At 46.0% G+C, this 14,726-nt stretch carries 19 protein-coding genes and 1 pseudogene; 3 read left to right on the top strand and 17 right to left on the bottom strand.

Translation table 11 applies throughout. The annotated features are described in order from the left end of the window. Position 1: 1 nt before the first annotated feature. The 12 genes from rplN to AACV78_RS19835 all read right to left on the bottom strand — a co-directional run bounded on the left by rplN (position 2) and on the right by AACV78_RS19835 (position 6,865). On the bottom strand, positions 2 to 370 hold the full coding sequence (rplN, locus tag AACV78_RS19890; protein ID WP_194010351.1) for a 50S ribosomal protein L14: 369 nt from the start codon (positions 368 to 370) through the stop codon (positions 2 to 4). 114 nt (positions 371 to 484) lie between these two features. Further along, on the bottom strand, positions 485 to 733 hold the full coding sequence (rpsQ, locus tag AACV78_RS19885) for a 30S ribosomal protein S17 (RefSeq protein WP_194010350.1): 249 nt from the start codon (positions 731 to 733) through the stop codon (positions 485 to 487). A gap of 63 nt (positions 734 to 796) precedes the next feature. After that, entirely contained in the window at positions 797 to 1,081 is a 285-nt protein-coding gene (gene rpmC / locus AACV78_RS19880; RefSeq protein ID WP_194010349.1) for a 50S ribosomal protein L29, read from the bottom strand. A gap of 157 nt (positions 1,082 to 1,238) precedes the next feature. Next, the gene (rplP, locus tag AACV78_RS19875) at positions 1,239 to 1,658 is read right to left on the bottom strand and encodes a 50S ribosomal protein L16 (RefSeq protein WP_194010369.1); all 420 of its coding nucleotides are present in this window, start codon (positions 1,656 to 1,658) and stop codon (positions 1,239 to 1,241) included. 109 nt (positions 1,659 to 1,767) lie between these two features. Further along, positions 1,768 to 2,496 carry a 30S ribosomal protein S3 gene (gene rpsC, locus AACV78_RS19870; protein ID WP_194010348.1) on the bottom strand — a complete coding sequence of 243 codons (729 nt, stop codon included), beginning with the start codon at positions 2,494 to 2,496 and terminating at the stop codon, positions 1,768 to 1,770. A gap of 192 nt (positions 2,497 to 2,688) precedes the next feature. Further along, positions 2,689 to 3,048, bottom strand: a complete 360-nt coding sequence (gene rplV, locus AACV78_RS19865) for a 50S ribosomal protein L22 (RefSeq protein WP_194010347.1) — start codon at positions 3,046 to 3,048, stop codon at positions 2,689 to 2,691. 98 nt (positions 3,049 to 3,146) lie between these two features. Further along, positions 3,147 to 3,419, bottom strand: coding sequence for a 30S ribosomal protein S19 (gene rpsS / locus AACV78_RS19860; protein WP_194010346.1), 273 nt, complete (start codon positions 3,417 to 3,419; stop codon positions 3,147 to 3,149). Between the two features lie 131 nt (positions 3,420 to 3,550). After that, positions 3,551 to 4,414: a 50S ribosomal protein L2 gene (gene rplB, locus AACV78_RS19855; RefSeq protein WP_194010345.1), complete on the bottom strand. Its 864-nt coding sequence runs from the start codon at positions 4,412 to 4,414 to the stop codon at positions 3,551 to 3,553. 163 nt (positions 4,415 to 4,577) lie between these two features. Next, a complete protein-coding gene (locus AACV78_RS19850; RefSeq protein WP_194010344.1) occupies positions 4,578 to 4,886 on the bottom strand; it encodes a 50S ribosomal protein L23 in 309 nt (102 codons plus the stop codon). Further along, positions 4,879 to 5,511 (bottom strand): 50S ribosomal protein L4, encoded by a 633-nt coding sequence (gene rplD / locus AACV78_RS19845; protein ID WP_194010343.1) that lies wholly within the window; start codon positions 5,509 to 5,511, stop codon positions 4,879 to 4,881. Before rplD ends, AACV78_RS19850 begins: the two co-directional genes overlap by 8 nt. Before the next feature lie 175 nt (positions 5,512 to 5,686). After that, positions 5,687 to 6,322, bottom strand: coding sequence for a 50S ribosomal protein L3 (gene rplC, locus AACV78_RS19840; protein WP_194010342.1), 636 nt, complete (start codon positions 6,320 to 6,322; stop codon positions 5,687 to 5,689). Between the two features lie 297 nt (positions 6,323 to 6,619). After that, positions 6,620 to 6,865: a hypothetical protein gene (locus AACV78_RS19835; RefSeq protein WP_194010341.1), complete on the bottom strand. Its 246-nt coding sequence runs from the start codon at positions 6,863 to 6,865 to the stop codon at positions 6,620 to 6,622. Between the two features lie 9 nt (positions 6,866 to 6,874). On the opposite strand from AACV78_RS19835, the gene AACV78_RS19830 reads away from it, so the two are divergent. The 3 genes from AACV78_RS19830 to AACV78_RS19820 all read left to right on the top strand — a co-directional run bounded on the left by AACV78_RS19830 (position 6,875) and on the right by AACV78_RS19820 (position 8,667). Further along, positions 6,875 to 7,351, top strand: a complete 477-nt coding sequence (locus AACV78_RS19830) for an NAD(P)H-quinone oxidoreductase subunit N (protein ID WP_194010340.1) — start codon at positions 6,875 to 6,877, stop codon at positions 7,349 to 7,351. Positions 7,352 to 7,469: 118 nt separating this feature from the next. Beyond that, on the top strand, positions 7,470 to 8,075 hold the full coding sequence (locus AACV78_RS19825) for a vWA domain-containing protein (protein ID WP_194010339.1): 606 nt from the start codon (positions 7,470 to 7,472) through the stop codon (positions 8,073 to 8,075). A 73-nt stretch (positions 8,076 to 8,148) separates the two neighbouring features. Beyond that, on the top strand, positions 8,149 to 8,667 hold the full coding sequence (locus AACV78_RS19820) for a salt stress protein, Slr1339 family (protein ID WP_194010338.1): 519 nt from the start codon (positions 8,149 to 8,151) through the stop codon (positions 8,665 to 8,667). Positions 8,668 to 8,775: 108 nt separating this feature from the next. Here AACV78_RS19820 and AACV78_RS19815 read toward each other — a convergent pair whose 3' ends face one another. From AACV78_RS19815 to AACV78_RS19795, 5 genes and pseudogenes are all read right to left on the bottom strand, one after another. Next, a complete protein-coding gene (locus AACV78_RS19815) occupies positions 8,776 to 9,345 on the bottom strand; it encodes a deoxycytidylate deaminase (protein WP_194010337.1) in 570 nt (189 codons plus the stop codon). Between the two features lie 44 nt (positions 9,346 to 9,389). Continuing rightward, positions 9,390 to 9,818: a dUTP diphosphatase gene (gene dut, locus AACV78_RS19810; protein WP_194010336.1), complete on the bottom strand. Its 429-nt coding sequence runs from the start codon at positions 9,816 to 9,818 to the stop codon at positions 9,390 to 9,392. 156 nt (positions 9,819 to 9,974) lie between these two features. Further along, positions 9,975 to 11,777 carry an FAD-dependent thymidylate synthase gene (locus AACV78_RS19805; protein ID WP_339383739.1) on the bottom strand — a complete coding sequence of 601 codons (1,803 nt, stop codon included), beginning with the start codon at positions 11,775 to 11,777 and terminating at the stop codon, positions 9,975 to 9,977. 6 nt (positions 11,778 to 11,783) lie between these two features. Then, a pseudogene (locus AACV78_RS19800) lies at positions 11,784 to 12,059 on the bottom strand (FAD-dependent thymidylate synthase); the annotation flags it as partial. A 403-nt stretch (positions 12,060 to 12,462) separates the two neighbouring features. Beyond that, positions 12,463 to 14,703: an ATP-binding protein gene (locus tag AACV78_RS19795; RefSeq protein WP_194010334.1), complete on the bottom strand. Its 2,241-nt coding sequence runs from the start codon at positions 14,701 to 14,703 to the stop codon at positions 12,463 to 12,465. Between the last annotated feature and the right edge of the window lie 23 nt (positions 14,704 to 14,726).

Raw genomic sequence — 14,726 nt, 5'->3', positions numbered from 1 at the left:
TTTAAAGTACCTCCGGGGCTAAGGAAATGATTTTAGTAAAGTTTTTGTCGCGCAATTCGCGGGCGACGGGGCCGAAAACGCGAGTGCCTTTGGGGTTGCCTTCTGGATTGATGATGACGGCGGCGTTGTCGTCAAAACGAATGCTCATGCCGCTGTCGCGACGCAAGCCTTTGCGGGTTCTGACAATGACGGCTCTGACGACATCGGATTTTTTGACTGCCATATTGGGGATGGCGTCTTTGACTACGGCAATGATGACATCGCCGACTCCGCCGTAGCGACGGTTGCCGCCTCCCAATACGCGGATGCACATTAGTTTGCGGGCTCCGCTATTGTCGGCGACATTGAGGTATGTCTGGGGTTGAATCATGGTGATTGGGGAAAAGGTAGTTTGATGCTTGCTAACTGCTAACTGTGAATTGCTAATGGATGGTCGATCGAGCTCGATCGCCGCTCGCGCTTTTGAGCAATCCAGAATTAACTGTTAGCCATTTTTTGCACCGAAAATCTCAGCAACCGTCCAGCGTTTGGTTTTGCTCAAGGGGCGAGTTTCAGTGATGCGGACGCGATCGCCTGGTTTGCACTGATTTTCTTCGTCGTGAGCTTTGTACCGCTTGGTGCGGACTACGATTTTGCCGTACTTACTGTGGGAGGAGCGGTTTTCGATCGCTACTACGACGGTTTTGTCCATCTTGTCGCTGACTACTACGCCAACTCGTTCTTTAACTGCCATAGCTATCTATCTTTATTGTGCAATTGAGTTTTTTTGAACTACTGTGCGAGCTTCGGCTGCTGCTTACTCGGGGCTGACTGCGGTTGCAGCTTTAGCTTGAGCGTCGGCTGCTTTCGATGCGGCTTTTTCGGCTTTAGCTTGAGCGTCGGCTGCGATTTGGCGCTCGCGTTCAACTGTCATTAATTGAGCCAACCGATGTTTGGCGTGCTTGAACAGGTGAGGCTTTTCCAGGCGGCCGGTAGCTTGCTGGAGCCGCAGATCCATGAGTTGGCGCTTGACGGCTAAAATTTGCTCTGCTACTGCTGCATCGCTTAATTCTCTAGCTTCTTTAATCTTGGTCAAAGACATAATTCTGTGCTTTATCGTGAGCGATCGAAAGAGTGAAGACTTAATTGTCTAGATGCTGAAGGTCGAAGGAAAGAAAAGTTATGAATTGCCGATTTTAAATTGCTGTCGCCCTTTAAAATTCAGACCAATGCCGACCTAACTCTACCTTCGATTTTCGCTAGGACTGGCCTTCTTCGCGGCTGATGAACTTGGTTTTGATCGGTAATTTGAAAGATGCCAAACGCATTGCTTCGCGGGCTGTTTCTTCGGCTACACCGCCAATTTCAAACATGATCCGGCCTGGTTTGACGACGGCTACCCAAAACTCCGGCGCGCCTTTACCAGAACCCATCCGGGTTTCTGCTGCGCGCTGGGTGACTGGTTTGTCGGGAAAAATGCGAATCCAGATTTTACCGCCCCGGCGGATATAGCGGGTCATGGCGCGCCGTCCGGCTTCGATTTGGCGGGAGGTTATCCAGGCGGGTTCGACGGCTTGGAGCGCGAAGTCGCCAAAGCTAACTGTGTTGCCGCGGGTGGATTGACCGCTCATTCGCCCGCGCTGTTGTTTGCGGAATTTTGTTCTTTTAGGGCTTAACATGGCTTTGGGAGTTGGGATTTTGGTATTTGGTAATTGGTAATTGGCAATTGGTAATTGGCAATTGGTTTTAAATGACAATTGACCATTGCAACTAACAGTTAACAATTAGCTAGCCTTCGTTCGATCGATCTTCAAAGTTCTGGCGACGGCGCTTTTGTTTAGTCCGGGGCACGGCTGCGTTTGGTGCAGATTCTTGTTCTTGTCCGGGAATAATTTCGCCTTTGAAAACCCAAACTTTAATGCCCAGAATACCGTAGATGGTTTGAGCGGTGCAGTAGGAGTAGTCGATGTCGGCCCGCAGCGTGTGCAAGGGAACTCGGCCTTCGCGCGTCCATTCGGTACGGGCGATTTCTGCGCCGTTTAGCCGTCCGCTGACTTGAATTTTGATGCCTTGGATGCCGACTTTTTGGGCGCGGGTGATTGCTTGGCGGACTACTCGGCGGAAGGATACGCGCCGTTCTAGTTGCTGGGCAATGTATTCTGCGATCAGTGTGGCATCGGCGTCTACGCGCTGAACTTCGACGACGTTGATGCGAATTTGGCGGTTGTTACCGATTAGCTGTTGCAAACCGACGCGCAAGGTTTCGATACCTGCTCCGCCGCGGCCTACGACAACGCCCGGTCTGGCGGTGAAGACTTCTAGGTCGATTTGATCGGCTTTCCGTTCAATTCTGACTGAGGAAATGCCAGCATTGCTGAGGGTTTTGCGGACGTACTTGCGGATTTTGTAGTCTTCTTGCAAGAGTTCTGGATAGTTCTTCGGGTCAGCAAACCAGCGAGAGCGGTGCTCTTGGGTAATGCCGAGACGAAAACCAATTGGATGTATTTTTTGGCCCATAATATTTGATTAGTTAATTGGGAAAAAGGTAATTGGTAACTGGGAATAAGTTCGAGGGAAGTCGGAAGAAGGAAGATGTAAAAAACAACTGTCTGCGACTCCGTGATTTCCGTGCTTTGAGGAAAAGGTAATTGGCGATCGCCTTTTTTTTCAACTTTAAGCTGTTTATTACCTATTACGTTTTTCCTAGGTTTAGTCTTCTAGGATCGGAGCAACTATTACGGTGATGTGACAAGTTGGCTTGCGGATTTGGTAGGCGCGACCTTGAGCGCGGGGTCTGAAGCGCTTGAGGACTGGGCCTTGGTCTGCGTAAGCTTGAGAGACTACTAGCTTACTTTTGTCTAATCCTGCGTTGTGTTCGGCGTTGGCTACTGCCGATCGCAAAACTTTGACGATCGGTTCGCAGGCGCGGTAGGGCATGAATTCGAGTAAAATCAGGGCTTCTTGGTAGCTTTTGCCGCGAATTTGGTCGAGGACTCGGCGTACTTTGAAGGGGGATGACCGAATGTAACGGGCGATCGCCTTAATTTCGGATGTGGTATCTATAACCATTTCGATTTGGGTAAGTTGGTAATTGGTAATTGGGAAAAAGGTAATTGGTAATTGGGAAAAACTTTTTCCAGTTACCTATTACCTGTCACCTAATTTGGCTATCTTTTTGCCTTTTTATCGCTGTGACCTCTAAAGGTGCGAGTCGGGGAGAATTCTCCGAGTTTGTGACCTACCATTTGGTCGGTGAGGTAGACTGGGACGTGCTGTCTGCCGTTATGAACTGCGATCGTGTGACCTACCATTTGAGGCAGGATTGTGGAAGAGCGCGACCAAGTTTTAATTACTTGTTTTTTGCCTTCGGCGTTGAGTTTTTCAATTTTTGTGAGCAGGTGATCTGCTACAAAGGGGCCTTTTTTTAGCGATCGAGACATGGTTTTGGTAATTAGTAATTAGTAGTTGGAATTGAATTGGGAAGAAAGTTGCAGGAATAAAAGAGCACGGAAAACTTTTTCGTTGTTCCTTCTTCCTTCTTCCTTCTCCCTTCTTCCTTCTTCCTTCTTCCTTAACTTTGTCTGCCGCCCTTGCCGCGCTTGGAAGATTTGCGGCGGCGACGGACGATTAAAGAGTCGCTGCGCTTTTTCTTTTTTCGAGTTTTGGCACCCAATGCTGGTTTACCCCAAGGTGTGACGGGCCCAGAGCGTCCGATGGGCGCTCTGCCTTCGCCACCGCCGTGCGGGTGATCTACCGGGTTCATGACGCTACCGCGAACGGTTGGTCTGCGGCCTTTCCAGCGGGTGCGGCCTGCTTTACCGAGGCTGATGTTTCTAGCGTCTGTGTTGCCAACTTGACCGATGGTGGCGTAGCAGTCGGCGCGGACTTTGCGCTGTTCGCCGGAGGGCAGTTTGAGGGTGACGTAGGTACCTTCTTTTGCCATTAGCTGAGCGCTGGAGCCTGCGGAACGGACGATTTGTCCGCCTTTTCCGGGTACTAGCTCTACGTTGTGGATGCTGGTACCGAGGGGGATGTTTTTCAGGGGTAGGGCGTTGCCGATTTCGATCGGCGCGTCTGGGCCTGAGACTATTACTGTACCGACGGTTAAGTTGAGCGGGTGCAGGATGTACCGTTTTTCGCCGTCTTTGTAGAAGACTAGGGCGATGCGGGCGTTGCGGTTGGGGTCGTATTCGATCGACTTGACGGTAGCAGGAATGCTGTGTTTGTCGCGCCGGAAGTCGATGTCTCTATAAAGCCGTTTATGACCGCCTCCCCGGTGGCGACAGGTGATGACGCCTCGGTTGTTGCGGCCTTGTTTGGTGTGCTTGTTGCTGGTTAGAGACTTTTCGGGTTCTGACGTGGTAATTTCAGCAAAGTCCGAGACAGTTTTTTCTCGGGTGCTGGATGTATAAGGTCGGTAAGAACGAATGCCCATAATCGATTTTAGATTTTAGATTTTAGACTTGGGATTTTAGATTTTAGATTTTGGATTTTAGATTTGGGATGAGCTGTTAACTTTGCTGTTTCCTGAATTGGGAATTTGCACGAGCTAACTGCAATCTAAAATCTAAAATCTAAAATCTAAAATCCAAAATTGGCTAAACTTCTGGGAATAGCAGTTTGCGGATCGACTCTCCGTCTAGCAAAGTGACGGTTGCTCGCTTGTAACAAGGTTTAAAGCCGACGAATTTACCAACTCGACGCTTTTTGCGCGGCGGGTTTTGGGTGTTTACGCCGATGACTTTCACCTTAAATAGCTCTTCGATGGCTGCTTTGATTTGAGGCTTGGTCGCTTTGGGGGCTACGTCGAATGTAAATTGATTTAATTCCATCATTCTGGTAGCTTTCTCGGTGAGAATCGGACGCTGGATCAAATCTGCGTAGTCGCGGGGGTCGATTTTACTCACCGTAAATCTCCTGAATTTTTGTGATGGCGGTAGAGGTGACAATGATTTTGTCAGCCGCGAGAACGTCGTAAACGTTCAGGGAAGTTGCCAAGATGACGTTGACTAATTCGATGTTGCGTCCTGACAAATAGACGTTTAGTTGCGGTTCTGGCAAGATTAACAGAACTTTTTTATTTGGGTCGATGCCCCAACGGGCGATCGCGCTCAGCAATTCTTTGCTTTTCGGTCTCGGAAATTGCTCTGCAAATTCTTCAACCACAATCAGGTCTTCGGTACGACTGAAGAATGCTGTCCGCAAAGCGAGACGGCGTTCCTTTTTGTTCATTTTGACTTCAAAGTCTCTGGGTTTTGGCCCAAATATGACACCGCCGCCCCGCCACAGCGGAGAACGGATCGAACCGGCTCTGGCTCGACCGGTGCCTTTTTGACGCCAAGGTTTGCGGCCGCCACCTCTAACTTCCGATCGAGTTTTGGTGCAAGCATTTCCTTGACGGGCGTTATTCAGTTGCCGCGTCAATGCTCTGTGAACGATGTGAGACGCATTTTCTTCTTTGGCTACGCGCAGTTCTAAAGTTGTTTCCCCAACTTCTTCGCCTTGCCAATTTCGCACTACACAATTAACCATATCTTTTGTCCTTTGTCTGTTGTTAGTTGTCTGTTTTTTAGTTTTCGCTTTGTCGCTTTGTCGCTTTGTCGCTTTGTCGCTTTGTCAGCTTTAAGTTTTTGGCTCTTAGTTTTTCTTGCTACTCGCCTGCCAACCACTATCTACTGACTGCTGACTGCTGACTGCTGACTGCTGACTAACGTCCTACTTTTTTCTCAGGCACAACATTGACTAAGGCGCCAGGTTTGCCGGGAACTGCTCCCTTAATTAGCAACAAATTCTGCTCTGCATCCACCCGGACAATTGTGAGTTTGCGGACGGTTACTTGAACGTTGCCCATACGTCCCGCCATTCTTTTACCGGGATAGACGCGGCCGGGAGTTGTTCCAGGTCCGATCGATCCTGGTTCGCGGTGATTTTTGGAACCGTGAGACATAGGGCCTCGTTTGAAGTTGTGGCGCTTTTGAAAGCCTGCAAAACCTTTACCGATGCTTGTACCGATGACATCTACTATTTGTCCCGGTGTAAAGCTATCTGCTTTTAGTTGTTGACCTAATTCAAAGGAACTGGTGTCTTCCAATCGGTATTCGTGCAAGTGGCGCAATGGAGTCGCCCCCGACTTGGCAAGGTGTCCCAATTTTGGCTGGTTGAGAGCCTTCGGCTTAACGTCGCTGTATCCAACTTGAACGGCACCGTAGCCGTCAGTTTGTTTTGTTTTGATTTGAGTTACTGTACAAGGCCCTGCTTGAATGACGGTGACGGGGATTGCTCTCCCTTCTTCGTCAAACACTTGAGTCATGCCTAGTTTTGTACCAAGAATGCCTACAGACACGGATTTTTTCCTTTTATTTACGCAAGAGGTTTCGGATTGAGAATTTTTTTACGTCAATCCGCTTGCTCTTGTGCAGAAACATTTATTTCAGTGTTCCTGCAATTAACTGTTATCAACCAACAGCTTTCCTCGGTGTTTAAAATTTGAGTTTTAAATTTGGGAGCGAGCTTGTGGAAGTCTTGCAAGGGTTGAGATGCGCGGCTTTTTACCCGATCGCTCTCCGAGTCTTATCTCGGTCTTGCTTGTTTGCGCCAGGACTTGAGCGGCAAGCTACTCAGTATCCTTGACGGCGACAATTCACAATAGTATATGAAGTGTTTGCCGTTTGTCAAGGCCGCGAGCATAAACTGTTGATGAATTAACCACCGGTGGCCGGAAACCGGATTTTTTTAACGACAATACTTTGGTCAAACCGTCAATCTGATTGAAAAAGCCGGTTTTTTGATTCGGATCGTCCCGGACTAAACTTTTCGCCTCAGCTTGAGGATTTATAATACTCCAAGCTCGCAATTGGCGATCGACCACATTTAAAACAGCAGGCAAGACAAATTTATGGGACTGATTACGACTGGTTCGGATATGATTCGGGATTTGGAAAAGTCGGGGTCGCTCGCCCTGTACGTTCCTTTAGAGGGAGGATTTGAGGGCCGTTACCTGCGGCGGCTGAGGGCTGCGGGCTACGGTGCCAATACGATTACGGCGCGGGGCTTGGGCGATTTGGCGATGTATTTGACGGGGGTTCACGGAGTGCGGCCGCCGCATTTGGGCAAAAAAACTACTGGCAATGAAGGGGCTGTCGGTTATACCTACTACCTGCCGCCGATGTTGAAAACTCAATTAGACAATTTGCCGCCGAAAGCAAAAGGACTGGTGCTGTGGATTATTGAAGGGCAGGTTTTGTCGAGTCAGGAAGTTGAGTATTTGACTGTTTTGCCGACGTTAGAACCGCGAGTTAAAATAGCAGTGGAGATGGGGGGCGATCGAGTTTTTAGCTGGAAGCCGCTTAAAGAAGCTTTAGTTACAGCTTAAATTCTGCTATTTGCGATCGCAAATCAACTAAAAAACGCAGCGAGCAACGAAAGCTCAACAGCTTCGGCTCGCTGGTTTTCTTCTTTTTTGGAAAAAATTTAATTAACAGGAAAATCTTATGCTTCAGAACCGCGATTATACAATCATCATTGACAAAAGCGGCAGTATGTACACCAAAGATCGGACGGGCGGTAAAAGTCGGTGGGCGCTGATCCAAGAATCGACGCTCGCCCTAGCGAATAAATGCGAAGAACTTGACCCAGACGGCATCACCGTTTATGTGTTTTCCGGTCGTTTCAAGCGCTACGACAACGTAACATCAGCTAAAGTCTTGCAAATATTCCAAGAAAACGAACCTTCGGGGAATACAAATTTAGCTGCGGTACTGCTAGACGCTCTAAACAGTTATTTTCAGCGCAAAGCATCCGGTAAGACCAAGCAAAATGGGGAAACAATATTAGTGGTAACGGACGGTGAACCCGACGATCGCAAAGAAGTGATGAAAACGATTATAGAGGCTTCGCGGAAGATCGATCGAGATGAAGAGTTAGCAATTTCTTTCATTCAAGTAGGGAATGCGCCGGAAGCTACTAAATTTCTCAAAATATTAGATGACGAACTGCAAAGCGCTGGGGCTAAATTTGATATCGTTGATACTGTGACGATGGACGATCTTGAAGACATGACACTGACGGAAGTATTGTTAAATGCAATCACTGATTGAAGAATCGGGGAAATTTCGCGCGATTATATTTGTGGCTGGTTGCTGGGCAGCATTTTTTAGAGGGTTTTAAGTTATGGAATCGATCGATCGCCTGTTAGCTGAACTTAAGGCAGAATATCAAGCATCTCAAAAACTTCGCGAGGTACAAAGTCAGCCGTCAGTGGAAGCACAACCGCTTTCGCAACCAGCAGCAGTGCCGTCAAATAAAACATCAAAAACAACAAATATCAATTTGTATCCTGGTGCTTTAGAGAAGGATTTAGCTGAAATTAAAGCTGAATGCGAAGCACAAAATAAAAATCAGGAAGTTGCTGCACAAAAACCGCTTAAGTCTCCGCAAAAAGCAGAAAATAAAGCTCAGGAAGTGACTGCAATCGCACCGCAACCCCCAGAAAAGATTGTGCAGTCAGAGTTAGACATCCAAACCCGCAGACAGAAGGTTAGGCAAGCTCAGGTTTGGCTGAAAAAGTTGGATAAAAATTCCGATGAGAGATATTGGTTCGATCAGTTTGCTTTTAAGTATTCTTCGAGGATAGATGCGGCGATCGACTATTTACAAGTTGTGGACGAGTTCGATCAAAAAGGTTTGTAGTGAGGACTTTAGTTTTTTTTGATGCGAACTCAAGTCCTCATTAGGAACCAAATCAAAAAAGGTTTGTAGTGAGGACTTTAGTTTTTTTGATGCGGACTAAAGTCCCCGCTACAAACCAAATGGTCGATCGCCCTTTGGAACAGACGTAGGATTCAGCAGAAATGAAGCTGCTGTTTTTGCTGTGATTTCAGATAGCTGAATTTGTGTAAACTCAACAATACCTTCAGCTATAAAAGAATCTCTCAACTCAGCTTTTTCTCCGCTGTTAAAAACAGTTTCATAAAAAACTTCGCGAATCCCTGCAGAAATGATTAATTTCAAACAATAAATGCAGGGTTCTAAAGTCACGTAAATGCTAGATCCAGCGGTAGATATCCCGTGTTTGGCCGCTTTGGCGATCGCATTTGCTTCAGCGTGCACCGCCCGCGACGGCAAAGTTTTGCTGGCGTCGCAACTGCTTAAACCCGGATAGCAAAAGCCTTGAGTCGTACAGTGTACCGAACCTGACGGCGAACCGTTGTAACCCGTGGCTAAAACTTGCCTGTCTTTAGCAATTACTGCGCCGACGGGAAAAGCCAGACAAGTCGATCGAGTAGCAGCTAATTTTGCTAACATTAAAAAGTATTCGTCCCAATTTGGTCTGTGAGGGGGTTCGTAATTGTCTGGTGTATTGTTCATTTAAAATCTAGAATGAGAACTGTATTGAAACGAGGAATTTATTGTCATAGTCCAGTTGAGCCAAATCCCTTATCTCCCCTCGAACTCGAACTTAACATTTTAATCTCTTCAATTTCCACACGAATTACTGGCGCTATTACCATTTGAGCAATTTTCATGCCTCTTGTCACTTGAAAGGAAGTTTGACCGTGATTGATTAAGATGACTTTGATTTCGCCTCGATAGCCTTCATCTATGGTTCCTGGTGCATTGAGTACGGTGATTTGGTGCTTGAGAGCTAAACCACTTCTGGGACGAATTTGGGCTTCTGTTTTTTCGGGTAATTCTATTGATATTCCTGTATGAATTAATTGGCTTTCTCCCGGATTAATTTCTAATTCATCTAGAGAAAATAAGTCCATTCCAGCATCAGTATCATGGGCATATTGGGGGATTATCGCTAATTCATGGAGTTGCAGAATTTTTAGTTTCATCTTGTTTTGTGAGTGGAAGGAAGAAGGAAGAATAATAACACAGAAAAGTTTTTAGCTATCCCAACTTCAGTTGTATCGGAATGATTTAACCGCTCTTGGCGCAGAGGACACAGAGGAGGAGAAGAGAGAGATGAATAATTTCTATGATGGCAATTATTACGGCGCTAGTCTGGCTTTTCCTAGACGAGTAGCTGTGTACCACTTGGCAATGTCCGGTGCCCAATTCTCAAAGTGAGGCCACATCATTTCGCAGAGTTTTTGAATTTCTAGTTGAGCATTTTTCTTGTTTCTTAAGTCGGAAAAATGCAGAAAAGACCTGAGATTGAAGCTGACTACAAAATGCTGGCGGTAGTCAAAGGGTAATTTGCCTCTGGCGTGTTCCTCGGACATTCCGCCGTCGAAGTCAATTTTGTAACGTTTAGCGGCTTCTAGACACCACTCTAAATCTTTTTCTCTTTGTTCGGGAGAATAGTAATATTTTTTGCCTTCGCGATCGGTATAATAATCTACTGGACGCAGGTAAAAAATATCTTCGATATCTTTTTTACCGGCTGCTGCATCCAGAAATTGATTTCCCGTGTAGCGAAGAGAATTATGTACTACTAAACCATTAGCAACAAAGTTATGCCAGTCACCATCGACTTCTAAGTCGTAAGTCATTTGTTGACCAACATATTCAACACTCTTGACTTTTACGGCGTGAGACTGCAATTTTCTTCCCTTGGGCTTTGGCTTAACTTCCCAATCTTGAGGATCTAAAATTGGTGAATAAGCTTGATAAAATTCAATCTCTAAATTATTTTGATGGATATGTTCGTGACATTCTTTACAGAAAGTCACTAAATTATCAAAATCATAAGCGAGAGATTGATTTGCAAAAACTGGTATTAAGTGATGAGCGTGAAGACTACCACCCCTCACGGCACATTTTTGACAAATATAATCAAACTTTTTGTGGACTTGGGGTGCAATTTGACGTGTCCAAGCGCCAATCAATTGTCGCTCGGTAGAAGTGCCACCTTTCCAAAAATGAGACTCAGCACCTCTTTGTGTGTAAATCTTTGCATTTTCTATCCGTTTTTGGCGACTGTCTTCAGAGAGGTTTAGTTCATAACCTCCTTTGCCTTTATTCCAAGGTTCATGGCTCCCCGGTTTTCGCTTATTTAGAGACAGTCCATAAGCATAGACCCATTTTTTAACGACTTCAATTGAGCAGTTAGCTAAAGTCGCCATTTCATCAGCGTGCAATCCTTTCTCAAGTTGATCCACTAACCAATTTTGGTCGCGATAGAGAGCGTTAGGGTTGTAATTCCAGGGCTTATGACCTTCAGGGAAGCGCGAACCTGAATAGGCTAAAGATAGCCCATGTTTGTTAGTCCATGCTTTAATCGTATTGGGAGAGCAGTTAGATAAGTCAGCAATTTCTTTGATTGTCAATCCTTGCGAAATTTTGGTTTCAAGCCATGACTTGTCTGTGTAAATCCTATCATCTCTCACCGACAGGCCATTACACATAACATGGGAATTTTGGTTAATACGAACCACTGTTCCATCTGGGTGGGTTATTAACCCAACCGCATCTTTCATGGTTTGCCAACCGTCGGGGGTAAATAAACGGTGATTAGCGGTACATTCTAAAGTTTTGCCGTCTTCCAATGTTACCTTATAAACCGGCTGAATACCGCTGCACATTACCTCTTTGATATGACCTACTTCAAACAAGCCTGTTTGTTCATTTAAGACTCGTAGGCGCATTTTACGAATTCTTTGTTTACAGTCACGACGATATTCGCCTGGTGGCTCACCATTTCGACCTAGAATAGACCGAGAACGAATCGCTTTTTCCCCATTAGTCCAAAGGTCATACAGTTCTCCTATTGTTTTGCTCAAATTTTTATGGCCAGCACTTCCCTTGCAATCAACAAAAGTGATTAAGGTATCAGCAGCAAGACATTGCACATCGAATGATACTCCGACACGATGTGTCCTCGCCTGCTGCATGACACTGTGGGGAAAGTACCCGCAATTGAAGATAATTTGGGGATGCTCTAGGGGGCCGTAATGCCCACGATCGCCCGCTAGGAGTCGCTTAACAATTATTTCGCCACATTCTGCCTCAGACGGCCAGGAATCCCGCTCGTCAAATACGAAGTTCTCAGTATAGTCTTGATGGAGTGCAGCATAAACTACTTGCTGAGGATTTGGTGTTTGAGAAATAACTTCTACTCTGAATCTCTCCATGATATTTTATTTGTGTTTCCAACAGTAGTTTGAATTTGCAACATCCTAGATTGTTTCATATAATAGCATTTATGGCAAGTTATTTTTATGCTAATAATTCGTTAATGTAGCTGATTTTTGGTGGTTCCGAGTATAGCTTGGGAATAGGGAGCTTGGGAAGATGTGCCGATCGCCCTAGCAGGTGACAAGGGTGCATCGCACTATAGAACCCATTTGATATCTATTCGTAAATCTCAGAAACGAAACCGGGTTTCTCTCTATATTTCTCATCACCGAACCAAAAACTCATAGAAACCCGGTTTCTCGCCCCTTTCGTAAATCTCAAAGATGTCAAATGGGTTCTCTAACAAAACAAAAAGCATTTTTTGGGTGATAGTTACAGTAATAGTGCTGTAGATAGGTTCTAATGTCTCAAATTTTGTTTGAGCGGAATTTTAATTACAAACTCCGTGCCTTCTCCAGATTGTGAGTTGCAACTTAAACTACCCTGATGCCGATCGGCGACGATCTGATAACTGATTGCTAGCCCCATACCAGTACCGCTTCCAATCGGCTTGGTGGTAAAGAAGGGGTCAAAGATTTGCTGTTGGATAGCTTCTGGAATGCCGTTACCGTTGTCCCCAATTCGGATCTCTGCCCAGCGATTGTCGATGAGGGCGGTATAAATGGAGATTGCGGGAGTAATTTGTTTTCCACGAGCGATCGCACTTTCAATGGCATCAATGGCGTTAGATAAGATGTTCATAAAAACTTGATTGAGCGGGCCGGGATAGCACTCCACCAAGGGAAGGGAACCATAGTTTCGCAGGATTGCCATTCTTGGATGATTCAGCTTGGGCTTGAGACGGTTTCCCAGAATAACCAGCGTGCTATCAATGCCATCATGGATATTGATTGATTTAAGTTCTGCTTCATCCAGTCGAGAGAATGTTCGTAATGCTAAGACAATTTCTCGAATTCGCCGCGCCCCCTCTTTCATTGATTCGATCACCTTAGATAGATCGTTAACAATAAAATCTAAATCCATCGCTTCTGACTGCTCTGCGATCGCTGCGATCGGTTCGGGGTAATGAGTTTGGTAAGCTTGTAGGAGTTTTAATAGTTCTTGAGTGTATTCATCGGCATGATCTAGATTGCCATAGATGAAGTTAACTGGGTTATTGATTTCATGGGCCACTCCAGCAACTAGCTGCCCCAAACTCGACATTTTCTCGCTTTGAATCAGTTGAGTCTGGGCCAGTTGTAATTCTCTGAGGGCAGTTTCAACTTCATCCTTTGCCGCTTTTAGCTCTGCCGTGCGTTCTTCGACTCGATATTCTAATTGTTCGTTGGCTTGTTCCAGACTATTAAATGATTCCTGTAACTGTTGAGCCATGCGGTTAAACGACTGCGTGAGTTCTTGCAACTCATACACAGATGATTCTTTTACGGCTTGGCTCAGAGAACCGGCAGCCATTGCCGAAGATGCTTGATTGAGCCGCAAAATTGGTTGAGTAATCCAGCGACTGGCTAGTATGCCAATTCCCAGAGAGATAAATAGCGCCAGTAGACTTAATACAATTGTACTTTGAGTAGTGGCATTAATGCGATCCATAAAGTCGGCTTCTGGAACGGTGACAACCACTACCCAGTCAATGCCTCTGCCATCTTGAAAAGGAGAAACTTGCACGAACTGGCGTCGATTGTTAATGGAAAACTCAAGCTGCTGAAATGTCTGGATGTGGTGGAAATCTTGAAAACGCTCTAGCAAAAACTGGCTTGTTTTCTGAGTGATGAAATTTTGGCTGTCGATCGCATTGAGTCGTTCAACTCGCTGTTCTGGCAGTTGCACAACTTTGTCTGGATAATATCGGAAAGGTTTTTCGCCTGTAGATGTGGCAATCAGTTCCCCAGAGCGTTCCAGAATAAAACTTTGTCCGGTTGTTCCTATTTTGAGGCTTCTGAGAAAATCCCCAATCATTGACAAATTTAAGCTCGCTATCCACACCCCTTGCAGCTCACGTGCCGAGTTATATATAGGTTGACCGGGTGCAATATACATCGTTTTGCCTGTGATGTGCGGAAACACTTTTCCCCAGGTTGCTTGCTTGCGTTGGGTTGGAATCATGTAGTACGATCGTTGGCGCGGGTCAAAGTTCGGCTTGCCTGCGTTGATGACTTCGAGCCGATCGCCATTTGAGTTAGTACGGTAAGTTGTCAGCGCGCGGTTATTTTCTACTTCAGAAGTGCGGATTGCGATCGCACCATCTTGTCGCTCAGCCCCAAAAAACTCTTGGTTGGTTGTAACGAAGGCTGTAAGGCTGAGATTTCCAAAGGCAGGAAGTTGTCGCCACAGGAACTTCTCTATATCCCTTCCGTTATTAAGGTTAATACGGTTTTGGCTGAGTGCAGCTTCATAACTTTCAAATGCTTGAAAAGGAGTGGCAACCAACTGAGTTAGATTTTGTTCAATGCGATCGCTCGTCTCGTGGCGCAACTGAGCAGCTACATCGTTGACAGCCTTCTGTCCATTCTTGAAGGAAAGATAACCGATAATACCCACTGCCCCCACCGTTTGAACAACGAACGGGACAACTAGGATCGCCTGTAATGGCACTTCTTTAAAAAGCTTGGGGAAGAAAAAAGCCGGTGATTGACTTGCCATACTGAGAGGTTTCGGTTAGTGCT

The sequence above is a fragment of the Tychonema sp. LEGE 07196 genome (assembly GCF_963890365.1).
Classification (GTDB): Bacteria; Cyanobacteriota; Cyanobacteriia; order Cyanobacteriales; family Microcoleaceae; genus Microcoleus.
Note: the sequence above shows the minus strand (reverse complement) of the source record. Positions and strands in the feature narration are given on the sequence as shown.

What these genes read in the sequence shown, in the direction of transcription:
- AACV78_RS19830 (WP_194010340.1), top strand. Translation starts at nt 6,875, where the DNA reads ATGGGACTGATTACGACTGGTTCGGATATGATTCGGGATTTGGAAAAG.
- rplB (WP_194010345.1), bottom strand. Translation starts at nt 4,414, where the DNA reads ATGGGCATTCGTTCTTACCGACCTTATACATCCAGCACCCGAGAAAAA.
- rplP (WP_194010369.1), bottom strand. Translation starts at nt 1,658, where the DNA reads ATGTTAAGCCCTAAAAGAACAAAATTCCGCAAACAACAGCGCGGGCGA.
- rpsC (WP_194010348.1), bottom strand. Translation starts at nt 2,496, where the DNA reads ATGGGCCAAAAAATACATCCAATTGGTTTTCGTCTCGGCATTACCCAA.
- rplN (WP_194010351.1), bottom strand. Translation starts at nt 370, where the DNA reads ATGATTCAACCCCAGACATACCTCAATGTCGCCGACAATAGCGGAGCC.
- AACV78_RS19820 (WP_194010338.1), top strand. Translation starts at nt 8,149, where the DNA reads ATGGAATCGATCGATCGCCTGTTAGCTGAACTTAAGGCAGAATATCAA.
- rpsQ (WP_194010350.1), bottom strand. Translation starts at nt 733, where the DNA reads ATGGCAGTTAAAGAACGAGTTGGCGTAGTAGTCAGCGACAAGATGGAC.
- AACV78_RS19795 (WP_194010334.1), bottom strand. Translation starts at nt 14,703, where the DNA reads ATGGCAAGTCAATCACCGGCTTTTTTCTTCCCCAAGCTTTTTAAAGAA.
- AACV78_RS19825 (WP_194010339.1), top strand. Translation starts at nt 7,470, where the DNA reads ATGCTTCAGAACCGCGATTATACAATCATCATTGACAAAAGCGGCAGT.
- rpsS (WP_194010346.1), bottom strand. Translation starts at nt 3,419, where the DNA reads ATGTCTCGATCGCTAAAAAAAGGCCCCTTTGTAGCAGATCACCTGCTC.
- dut (WP_194010336.1), bottom strand. Translation starts at nt 9,818, where the DNA reads ATGAAACTAAAAATTCTGCAACTCCATGAATTAGCGATAATCCCCCAA.
- AACV78_RS19815 (WP_194010337.1), bottom strand. Translation starts at nt 9,345, where the DNA reads ATGAACAATACACCAGACAATTACGAACCCCCTCACAGACCAAATTGG.
- rplD (WP_194010343.1), bottom strand. Translation starts at nt 5,511, where the DNA reads ATGGTTAATTGTGTAGTGCGAAATTGGCAAGGCGAAGAAGTTGGGGAA.
- rpmC (WP_194010349.1), bottom strand. Translation starts at nt 1,081, where the DNA reads ATGTCTTTGACCAAGATTAAAGAAGCTAGAGAATTAAGCGATGCAGCA.
- rplV (WP_194010347.1), bottom strand. Translation starts at nt 3,048, where the DNA reads ATGGTTATAGATACCACATCCGAAATTAAGGCGATCGCCCGTTACATT.